The following is a 9,701-nucleotide window of genomic DNA, read 5'->3' as shown; positions in this document are numbered from 1 at the left end:
CGCACTTCGCCGCCGTGACCGTGGCTTTTGGGATCCGCAACGTGGCCGATATTCAGCGGGGGCTGGCGGAGATGGCGCGCGTGACACAGCCCGGCGGACGCGTGGTGATTCTGGAGTTCAATCGCCCGACCAATCCTCTCGTTGCGTGGGGCTATGGCCTCTACCAGAAGCTCATGCCCATTATCGGAGGGATCATCTCCGGCAGACGGAGCGCCTACGCCTATCTCCCAGCCTCCATTGATGCCTTCCACTCCCGCGAGGCACTCGCCAAGCTCATGGAGGAGGCAGGTATGCACTCCGTCAAGATTACCGATCTGAACTTTGGAACGGTGGTGATCCACCGAGGAATAAAAAAATGACAGCCACTCGCCCTGAAGGGTTACTTGCGTGCATTGAAGACGACTTAGCCAAAGTTGAGGAGTGCTTACTGGCGGAGACGCGCTCCGATATTGGGGAAGTACGAGCCATCTCCGGGCATACACTGCTCTCAGGGGGCAAGCGTCTGCGCCCCGCCATTGCCCTTCTGGCCGCTCGCTGTGTGGGACGTACGTTCGACACCCACCGCGCCTACACCGCCGCCGCTGCTGTGGAGCTGATCCACATGGCGACTCTCATGCACGACGATGTGGTGGATGAAGCCCCAGAGCGCCGAGGGAAGCCCACCGCCAACGCGATCTATGGCAATAGCATCACGATCCTGACCGGCGACTTTCTGCTTGCCAAGTCGATCTGGCTGCTCTCACGCGATGAAGAGAATCTTGCGCTGGTGCGGCTCTTTGCCGATGTGACGATTGCGATGGCGGAAGGCGAAGTGCTTCAGGCAGCGGTGGCACGCAACTGGAACCTGAATCTGGCGACCTACGAGCAGGTGATCGAGCGTAAGACGGCGCGTTTTCTGGCAGGTTGCACCGAAGCAGGCGGGCTGATGGGCGGCGGAACGGAGCAGGAAACGGCAGCGCTCCGTGCCTATGGGCATCACTTAGGAATCGCGTTTCAGATCGCCGACGATCTGCTAGACTTCTTAGGCGACCCGAAGCAGACCGGTAAGGAGCTGGGCACGGATCTCAGAGATGGCCGCGTGACACTCCCGCTGATCCACACCCTCGCCCACTGCGACGCGACTACCAAGACCGAGCTTCTCGCCATCCTGGAGCGCGGTCAAGCACTGACGGACTCCGAGGTTGCCGACATCACCGCCACGATTGCGCGTCACGGTGGCTTCGCAGTCGCCCGCACCGAGGCCAACGCACGCATGACCCGCGCCCTCACTGAGCTAGAGCGCTTCCCCGAGTCCCCCTACCGCGATGCGCTGACAACCCTCGCAAAGTACGTCGTCGCACGGGATCGGTAGGAGCCCTCCTCCCAGGATTGGGAGGAGGGCATGTCTCCCTTGTCGAACTTGAGGCTATGTCTGACCTGCGCCCTGTAAAGTTTGGTGTTATTGGCTGCGGAGCGATCTCCGGGGCCTACTTCAATGCCACCAAGATTTTCCCGACTCTCTCCATCGCCGCCTGCGCGGATCTCGATCTTGACCGCGCCAAGGCAGCTGCGGAGAAAAACAGCTGCCGTGCGCTCTCGGTAGAGGCGCTTCTCGCCGACCCGGAGATTGAGATCGTGATCAACCTGACGATTCCTAAAGCGCACTTCGCGGTCACCAAAGCGGCGCTGGAGGCGGGGAAGCACGTGCACCTAGAAAAACCACTCGCGGTCACCTTTGAAGAGGGCGCAGGGCTGGTAGCGCTGGCAAAAGAGAAAAATCTGCGACTGGGGTGCGCCCCAGACACGTTTCTGGGAGGCGGGCACCAGACCTGCCGCAAGCTCATTGACGATGGCGCAATTGGCGAGCCCGTAGCTGCGATGGCAACCATGCTCTCGCGCGGCCACGAGACCTGGCACCCCGCCCCAGAGTTCTACTACAAGCCCGGCGGCGGCCCGATGCTAGACATGGGCCCGTACTATCTGACCGCGCTAGTCAACATGCTCGGCCCCATCAAGCGCCTCACCGGCAGCACCCGCACGACGTTCCCACAGCGGACGATCACCAGCCAGCCGCTGAACGGTACGGTAATTGATGTCGAAGTTCCCACCCACTACTCCGGCGTGATTGACTTCGAGAACGGCGCGATTGCCCAGATCGTTCAGAGCTTCGATGTCTACGGCGTCCCCCCGTTCTCCCCCATCGTCATCTTCGGCACCGAAGGCACGCTCGCCGTTCCCGACCCGAACGGCTTTGGTGGCACCGTGAAGCTCAAGCGCGGCAAAGAAGAGTGGGAAGAGATCGCGCTGACTCATGGCTACCGCGAGAACAGCCGGGGAATCGGAGCCGCCGATATTGCGATTGCCGCCCAGACAGGCCGTGCGCACCGCTGCTCAGGTGACCTTGCCTGCCATGTGCTTGAGGCCATGATCGGCTTCCACACATCATCGGAGAGCAGCACCCACTACGCCATGCAGACCACGGTCGAGCGCCCCGCCGCCCTGCCCGTCGGCCTCACCGACGGCGAGCTGGACAGCTAGCCAGTATAATAATCGCAATGAGCACACCACGTACTATTGCAATGGTAGTACGCAAAGTCCGTCTTAAAGAACAAGGCAATGACTTTGCGTACTGGCAGACTCAATCCTATGAAAAACGCCTAGCGGCTCTGGAAGAAATCCGATGCGAGTACCACAACAATGACACTCAGTCAGGACTTCAAAGAGTTCTTACAGTCATTAAACGATAACCAGGTTCGGTATCTCATCGTGGGTGGTTATGCAGTCGCTTTGCATGGTCACCCACGCTATACCAAGGACATTGATATCTGGCTCTGGCTTGATCCTCAGAATGCTCAAAAAACAGTTCAGGCTCTCAATGAGTTTGGATTTTCCTCACTCAATTTAAAACCCGAAGATTTTCTGGAGCCAGATACTATTGTTCAGCTTGGCTATCCTCCCAATAGAATTGATATTCTAAACTCGCTCTCGGGCATTGATTTTGAATCGTGCTACCCCTCCCACATTGATATTCAAATCGGGGACTTAACGCTTCCTTTCATTGACCTAGAAAATCTAAAAAAGAACAAGCAAGCATCAGGGCGAATGCAGGATCTGGCCGATGTCGAAAACCTATCCTGATGACCTTGCCCTAGAAACCCACAAGCTCCGCAAGATCTATCCTGGCGCGGCCTTGGCCGCTGTCGAGGCGCTGGACTTGGTGGTGCCAGAGGGCGCGGTCTTTGGGTTTCTGGGGCCAAACGGCGCGGGCAAGACCACGACCATTGGGATGCTTCTTGGCAATGTCCGCCCAACCAGCGGCTCGGGGACGATTCTGGGAAAGCCCATTGGGGATCGCAACACGCGGCGCTTGATTGGCTATCTCCCCGAAAAATTCCAGTTCCACGAGTTTCTCACCGCGACGGAGTTTTTGGACTTGCACGGGCGGCTCTACGGCCTCGATGCCAAGACGCGAAAGGCGCGCATTCCGGAGGCACTGGAGCGCGTGGGGCTTGCGGAGAAAGCCAAGACACCGCTCAAAGCCTTCTCCAAAGGCATGCAGCAGCGAGTCGGGCTGGCGCAGGCGGTCTTGCACAAGCCCAAATTGGTGATCTTGGATGAGCCGACGAGCGCACTGGACCCGATTGGGCGGCGCATTGTCCGCGAGCTGATTCTCTCGCTCAAGGCCGAGGGAGTCACAGTGCTGCTCAACTCGCACTTACTCTCGGAAGTCGAGACGACCTGCGACTTCATCGCGATTATCCGGCGCGGGCGGATTCTTAAACAAGGCACGCTCGCCGAGCTGACGGCGCAACCGGCCTCGGTTGTGGTAGAGTTGGAAGGCATTTCGGAGACGCAGCTTCAGGCGGCGGGGAGATTTGGGGCTGTCTTGCAGCGGGGAAACACGCTCACGGTGGCAACGGACGAAATCTCTGCCCTGGTAGCGGCCTTGGTGGCAGTCGGCGCACAAGTTCACGCCGTTACCCCGGCCCGCTTGAGCCTAGAAGATGCGTTTATCCGGCTAATGGAGGATGGGACAGATAGTGGCTCAGAAGTGGACTCTCAAGACGCCCGGTGAGATCGAGGCAATGCGTGCGACAGGAATCGCGCTGGCGGCGGCACTACGTGCGATGCGGGATGCTATCGTGCCGGGAAAAACCACCACCGGCGAGCTCGACGATGTGGCGGGCGAGGTGCTCAAGCGCTTTGGAGCAAAGTCGGCGCTCTTTGGCTACAAGCCGCCCTGGACCGACGATGTGTATCTTCACAATAGCTGCATCTCGGTGGGCGATGAGGTGATCCATGGCGTGCCCAACCGCAAGCGCAAGGTGCGCGAGGGCGAGCTGGTGAGCCTGGACATGACAGCGGAGCTGGATGGCTGGTGTGCCGACTCCACCATCAGCACGATTGTGGGCAAGCGCGTGCTGCCCAAGGCCAAGAAGATCAACCAGGTCACCCGCGAGGCGATGTATCTGGGGATCGAGAAAGCCATCGCGGGCAACACCATCCGCGATGTCTCCTGGGCGATCCAGAGCCATGTCGAGAAAAACGGCATGAGCGTGGTGCGGGAGCTGGTCGGGCATGGGATTGGAAGAGAGCCGCACGAAGACGGCTTGGACGTCCCCTGCTTTGTCGGCAGCGACGCGGACAAGACCGTGATCCAGGTCGGGATGACCTTTTGTGTCGAGCCAATGGTCGTCTTTGGCAAAGACGGCGTCGCGCACATTGACGAAGACCCTTGGACCATCGTCTCCGCCGACGGCTCCATCGCCTGCCACTGGGAACACACTGTCGCCGTCACCGAAAATGGCCCCGTGATCCTGACCCTCCCCCCAAAGTAGCGCTCCCAACGAAGCCGGAACAACGAGTGTTCCGGCTTTAGTTGAACATTTGGTAAAAGAGGTTTATCGGCTGACCAAAAGCTCCGGCCAGGTTTCGACTTCCCAGACCCACTCTGCCCAAGTGAGAATCTGGTACTCAGAGGCGAGTTCTATCATCTTGAGTGCATCGTTGCTAGGAGTGCCGAGACGCTTGGAAGCCATACGGATGAGGACATTGCGCTCACCTGCTAGAACGCCTTTACGGAGTCCTTCGGCCTCACCCTCTTTTAAGATCGCTTGATACGTTGTTGATTCTCGCATTTGTGCCACCACTCTCCCCAATAGGATTATCGGATTCCTCTTCGGGGATAGGAACTATCCCCTACAAGCGCCACAATACTGTGGCGCAAGAGACGCTCATGAACCTCACTCCGCGAAGAGTTCGGCGAGGGCGTGGAGGACGGCGCGTTGTTCATCGTCACTGAGGGAGCCGAGGCGCTTCGTGAGGCGGGTTTTATCTACGGTGCGGAGCTGATCCAAGACCACTTGGCCAGACTTTTCCTGGAACTCGCAGGGGATGCGCGTGGGGTAGTTCTTGCCACGCGTGGTCATCGGGGCGACGATCACGGTGGCGATATTGCGGTTCAGCTCGTCGGGGGAGACGATGAGACAGGGACGGGTTTTCTGAATCTCGCTGCCCACAGTCGGATCAAGGTTCACCAGCCAGACCTCGAAGCGCCGTACTACCAGCTCCATTCGTCGGCCTCCCAGTTTGTGGGAGTGTGTCCTAGTGCCTCACCGTCGAGAAGAGCGTCGTCCCCTGCCTCTGCCATTGCCTGAAACTGAGCGTCCCAGCCGTGGCGGACAGGATGGGCGGCGCGCACGATGAGCTGCCCCGCTTCCACCGTCAGCTCCACATCATCCGTGAGCTTAGTTTGCTCCAGCAAGAGCTTGGGAATCCGGATACCTTGAGAGTTGCCAATCTTAACGAGACGTGTTTTCACCATAGTAATTACAATGTATCCCCGTCCAATCCTACTGTCAAGCCCGCATTATTTGCATCATCTGGTATAATGCGCCTTTGGTGCCTGTCAATTTGGGCACAAGGTAAATGTTTTGAAACCCAGACAATTAGCTCTTCTTGTTATCGTCCTCGCCCTGCTGGCTGCCGCTGTGACCCTTGCGCCGCTTGTGGCTCCCAATAGCGCCTTTGGAAAGAAAGTGTCCCCAAGGCTGGGGCTCGACATCCAGGGCGGTGCCCGCGTGGTGCTGGAGGCAAATCTTGACACGCTGCCCAAGGGCCAGAAGTGGGATGAAGAAACCCGCGCCTCGGTGCTGCGGACTCTCGACAACCGTGTCAACTCCAATGGAGTCGCCGAGCCCGTGATCACTCCCAAGGGCGAGAAGCAGTTCGTGGTTGAGATTCCCGCCGTCAAGAACGAGAAAGACATTCTGGATCAGCTCCAAAAGACCGCCCAGCTTCAGTTCTACTACAGCTCCGACTGGTACACGGCGGAGAAGAACAAGCTCGGGCGCTACGATTTTCAGCGCTCCGGCGATGGCAGCCGCGAGAGCTACGAGATCACGGACAAGACCACCGACAAGACCTTCCGCGACCCGTTTCATATCCTCCAGGCACTTCGTGACATCGTGGATGCCGGTGAGCGTGCCGGTGCCAAGCCCGTGCCGCTGCCTGCGCCGCTCAATACACTCGGCTCGTTCGCGGGCCTAGAGACGGTCAAGGTGCAGGACAGCGACCTGAAGACCCTCACTGCCCTCTCCGATGAGCTCACCCAGTTCAATGTCTTCCTGACCGCTTCTCGCATGGAGCTCGATGGCTCAGACCTTGTCCCAGGCCGCGCCCGTGCTAACTTTGGCAATGGAACCAACGCCATTGTCGAGCTGGAGTTCAATCCTAAGGGAAAAGAGAAGTTCGCGACCTTCACCAAGGCTCACACCGATGAGATCTTGATGATCTACCTCGATGGCCGCATCCTGATGGCTCCCAAGATCAACGACCCCATCACCGATGGCAAGGCGATGATCCAGCCCTTTGCGACATTGAAAGACGCCAAGCAGCTCTCTGACTATCTCAATGGCGGTGCGCTCCCCGTGACGCTTAATATCGTCCAGCAGCAGAGCCTAGAAGCCACCCTGGGCAAAGATGCGGTCAAGAGCGGCCTGCTGGCCGGTGTGGTCGCCCTCGTGCTGGTTGGGGTGTTTATGATCGGGGTCTATCGCCTGCCCGGCGTGGTCGCGGTCGGAGCGCTCTTGCTCTACACCCTCTTCACCTACGCGATCTTTGTGCTCATCCCAGTCACGTTCACCCTCCCCGGAATCGCGGGCTTTATCCTCTCGGTCGGCATGGCGGTGGATGCCAATATTCTGATTTTCGAGCGCACCAAAGAGGAGCTGAAGGCAGGCAAGAACCTCAAGATCGCGATCACGACGGGCTTCCAGCGTGCGTTTTCCGCGATCTTTGACTCCAACATGTGTACGGCAGTGACCAGCTTGCTGCTCTACCAGCTTGGCAATGGGAGCGTCCGTGGCTTCGCCCTGACACTCATGATCGGTGTCGCGCTCTCGATGTTCACGGCCATCACGGTCACCCGCTCGTTCTTACTGCTGCTGGTTGGGGACAACAAGACCGTAAACATGGAGGCATGGGGGGTCAATAACCTCTGGCGACCGCACTTTAAGATCGTCGCGACCCGCTTCCGCTGGTACTTCCTCTCGCTGGCGATTATCGTCCCTGGGATCGCCTTTGCGGTGATGGGCGGCTTCAAGCAGGGAATCGAGTTCACGGGCGGCTCCGAGCTCACCCTCAAGTTCGATAAAACCGTCACCCGCGCCGAAGTCGAGAGTGCGGCGGCAGAGGCAGGCTTTAAAGAGGCTGCCGCGCAGATCGCCGGTGACAACACGGTTCTGCTCCGTGTCCCGACCGAAGCGGGCAAGCAAGAGATGAACGTCCGTGAGGCCGAGAGCCTTGTGGAGAAGCTCAAGGCCAAGTTCCCCGGTGTCACCAAGGGCGGTTTTGAGCGGATCGGGGCCTCGATCTCCCAGGAGCTGACCAAGAACGCCCTCTCGTCCATCGTTCTCTCATCGCTCTTTATCGTGGTCTATCTCGCATTTCGATTCGCGATTGGCGGCTTCAAGAACGGCATCAAGTTTGGGGTAGCGGCCATTATCGCCATGCTCCACGATGTCGCTGTGCTCATTGGGGTCTTCTGTTTCTTAGGCTGGCTGCTCAACTGGAAGATTGACTCACTGTTCTTAACGGCGGCACTGACCGTGGTTGGTTTCTCCGTTCACGACACGATCATCATCTTCGACCGTATCCGTGAGAACCTCCAGCATAAAGGGGAGAAAGCCGATCTAGGAAATCTCATTGACGACTCGATCAACGAGACTTTTGCGCGCTCACTCTTCACCAGTGGTACGGTGGTTCTCACTCTGCTAGCGCTCCTCATCTTCGGTGGCTCGGTAATCCGACCTCTGAACGCCGCGCTTCTGGTGGGGATCCTCTCGGGAACCTACTCCTCGATCTTCAACGCCGCGCCGCTGGTCTTTGACTGGCAGCGCAAGTTTGGGAAAAAGGGCCAGGGCCTAGCCGAGGTCAAAGATAGCAGAGACAGTAAAGAACTCCCCTCATCCACGCCCGACACGGGTGATAGCGATGCACCTGCTCGACCGGGTGCCTGGGCACAGGGCCCCAAGCGTAAGAAATAAATCCCTCCCGCCTTCCGGCTTTGCTCGGAGGGCGGGAGTTTGCTTTTTATGACATCCCCAACGTTACTTGAAGCCCACTGGCGGCTTGCCGTGCCTGATGAGGCGCAGGTTCAGACGCTCGCGGCGGCGCTTCAGGTTGAGCCGCTGGTCGCACGCCTACTGATCAACCGGGGCATTACGGAGACGGTGCAGGCCGAGCGGTATCTCACGCCGCATCTCAGTGACCTGCACGACCCCTACGTTCTGCCCGATGTGGACAAAGCCGTTACGCGGCTAGCGCGGGCGATTGAGACGGGCGAGAAGATCTTTGTGCATGGCGACTACGACGCCGACGGGGTGACCAGTGCGGCGCTTTGCCTGCGTGCCCTCACCGGTCTGGGAGCCAATGTGGTCGGCTTTGTTCCCCGCCGCACCGATGGCTATGACTTCCAGGTCTACGGAGCCAATAAAGCCAAAGAGCTGGGGGCTGGCCTGATCATGACGGCGGACTGTGGGGTCAATGCTCTAGAGGCCGTCGCCCATGCCAACGCACTGGGGATAGATGTCATTGTCACCGACCACCACCGGCCCGGCCCGACTCTCCCGGATGCCGTGGCCATTGTCAATCCCTACCGCGAAGATGCAGGTGAGCTTGCCTTTCGGGATCTGTGTGGCGCAGGCGTGGCTTTCAAAGTGCTGGACGCGCTCACGGCGCGGCTCAAGCCCGAGCACCTGCAAGCCTTCCGCCACAACTTTGTGGACTTGGTCGCACTGGGCACGGTCGCGGATGCCAGCACGCTCGCAGGCGAGAACCGAATTCTGGTGCTGCACGGGCTCTTAGCCTTGGCGCAGGGCAAGAAAACCGGGATCAAGCTGCTTCTGGCACGCGCCGGGCTGGAGGGCAAGCCCCTCACGGCGGAGAGCATCGGTTTTCAGCTCGGGCCACGCCTCAATGCTGCTGGGCGCATGGAAGATGCCGATCTTGCCTACCGGCTGCTGATCACCAAAGATGCCGATGAAGCCGAGCAGCTTGTCGCACAGATCGAGTCCCTCAACGATCTCAGGCGCACCGAGACGGATCGGGTGGTGCAAGAAGCGCTCGCGGAGGCGCTGACACACGAAGACCGGCGGGTGCTGGTGCTGGCGCGGGCACGCTGGGGCAAAGGCCTGGTCGGAATTGTCGCAGGGCGGATCGCT

General features: G+C 59.2%; 11 protein-coding genes. 8 read left to right on the top strand and 3 right to left on the bottom strand.

Translation table 11 applies throughout. The features are described from left to right. The 6 genes from AC1XOS_RS15545 to map form a co-directional block, all read left to right on the top strand. Positions 1 to 359, top strand: a 359-nt coding sequence (locus AC1XOS_RS15545) for a class I SAM-dependent methyltransferase (protein WP_481963138.1), incomplete at its 5' end; no start/stop codon positions are given. Continuing rightward, a complete protein-coding gene (locus AC1XOS_RS15540) occupies positions 356 to 1,351 on the top strand; it encodes a polyprenyl synthetase family protein (RefSeq protein WP_481963137.1) in 996 nt (331 codons plus the stop codon). The genes AC1XOS_RS15545 and AC1XOS_RS15540, both read left to right, overlap by 4 nt. A gap of 56 nt (positions 1,352 to 1,407) precedes the next feature. Beyond that, positions 1,408 to 2,517 (top strand): Gfo/Idh/MocA family protein, encoded by a 1,110-nt coding sequence (locus AC1XOS_RS15535; protein WP_481963136.1) that lies wholly within the window; start codon positions 1,408 to 1,410, stop codon positions 2,515 to 2,517. A 159-nt stretch (positions 2,518 to 2,676) separates the two neighbouring features. Beyond that, complete coding sequence (locus tag AC1XOS_RS15530; protein ID WP_481963135.1) at positions 2,677 to 3,117, top strand: DUF6036 family nucleotidyltransferase; 441 nt, start codon at positions 2,677 to 2,679, stop codon at positions 3,115 to 3,117. Continuing rightward, positions 3,098 to 4,054, top strand: coding sequence for an ABC transporter ATP-binding protein (locus AC1XOS_RS15525; RefSeq protein WP_481963134.1), 957 nt, complete (start codon positions 3,098 to 3,100; stop codon positions 4,052 to 4,054). Before AC1XOS_RS15530 ends, AC1XOS_RS15525 begins: the two co-directional genes overlap by 20 nt. Continuing rightward, positions 4,008 to 4,817, top strand: a complete 810-nt coding sequence (gene map / locus AC1XOS_RS15520; RefSeq protein ID WP_481963133.1) for a type I methionyl aminopeptidase — start codon at positions 4,008 to 4,010, stop codon at positions 4,815 to 4,817. The genes AC1XOS_RS15525 and map overlap by 47 nt, the downstream gene beginning before the upstream one ends. Positions 4,818 to 4,880: 63 nt before the next feature. Here map and AC1XOS_RS15515 read toward each other — a convergent pair whose 3' ends face one another. The 3 genes from AC1XOS_RS15515 to AC1XOS_RS15505 all read right to left on the bottom strand — a co-directional run bounded on the left by AC1XOS_RS15515 (position 4,881) and on the right by AC1XOS_RS15505 (position 5,803). Then, positions 4,881 to 5,117 (bottom strand): hypothetical protein, encoded by a 237-nt coding sequence (locus tag AC1XOS_RS15515; protein WP_481963132.1) that lies wholly within the window; start codon positions 5,115 to 5,117, stop codon positions 4,881 to 4,883. 105 nt (positions 5,118 to 5,222) lie between these two features. Continuing rightward, a complete protein-coding gene (locus AC1XOS_RS15510) occupies positions 5,223 to 5,552 on the bottom strand; it encodes a type II toxin-antitoxin system PemK/MazF family toxin (protein WP_481963131.1) in 330 nt (109 codons plus the stop codon). Further along, positions 5,540 to 5,803: an AbrB/MazE/SpoVT family DNA-binding domain-containing protein gene (locus AC1XOS_RS15505; protein WP_481963130.1), complete on the bottom strand. Its 264-nt coding sequence runs from the start codon at positions 5,801 to 5,803 to the stop codon at positions 5,540 to 5,542. Before AC1XOS_RS15505 ends, AC1XOS_RS15510 begins: the two co-directional genes overlap by 13 nt. 109 nt (positions 5,804 to 5,912) lie before the next feature. Between AC1XOS_RS15505 and secD the strand changes: the two genes are divergently transcribed. Both secD and AC1XOS_RS15495 read left to right on the top strand, forming a co-directional pair. Next, positions 5,913 to 8,525 (top strand): protein translocase subunit SecD, encoded by a 2,613-nt coding sequence (gene secD, locus AC1XOS_RS15500; RefSeq protein WP_481963129.1) that lies wholly within the window; start codon positions 5,913 to 5,915, stop codon positions 8,523 to 8,525. Between the two features lie 48 nt (positions 8,526 to 8,573). After that, on the top strand, positions 8,574 to 9,701 hold a 1,128-nt coding region (locus AC1XOS_RS15495), incomplete at its 3' end, for a single-stranded-DNA-specific exonuclease RecJ (RefSeq protein WP_481963128.1).

The sequence above is a fragment of the Armatimonas sp. genome (genome assembly GCF_964826245.1).
This window is presented reverse-complemented; position numbering and strand designations above follow the sequence as displayed.

Excerpts from the sequence above, each read along its gene's own strand:
- AC1XOS_RS15525 (WP_481963134.1), top strand. The coding sequence starts at position 3,098 with ATGTCGAAAACCTATCCTGATGACCTTGCCCTAGAAACCCACAAGCTC.
- map (WP_481963133.1), top strand. The coding sequence starts at position 4,008 with ATGGGACAGATAGTGGCTCAGAAGTGGACTCTCAAGACGCCCGGTGAG.
- AC1XOS_RS15530 (WP_481963135.1), top strand. The coding sequence starts at position 2,677 with ATGACACTCAGTCAGGACTTCAAAGAGTTCTTACAGTCATTAAACGAT.
- AC1XOS_RS15540 (WP_481963137.1), top strand. The coding sequence starts at position 356 with ATGACAGCCACTCGCCCTGAAGGGTTACTTGCGTGCATTGAAGACGAC.
- AC1XOS_RS15515 (WP_481963132.1), bottom strand. The coding sequence starts at position 5,117 with ATGCGAGAATCAACAACGTATCAAGCGATCTTAAAAGAGGGTGAGGCC.
- AC1XOS_RS15510 (WP_481963131.1), bottom strand. The coding sequence starts at position 5,552 with ATGGAGCTGGTAGTACGGCGCTTCGAGGTCTGGCTGGTGAACCTTGAT.
- AC1XOS_RS15505 (WP_481963130.1), bottom strand. The coding sequence starts at position 5,803 with ATGGTGAAAACACGTCTCGTTAAGATTGGCAACTCTCAAGGTATCCGG.
- AC1XOS_RS15535 (WP_481963136.1), top strand. The coding sequence starts at position 1,408 with ATGTCTGACCTGCGCCCTGTAAAGTTTGGTGTTATTGGCTGCGGAGCG.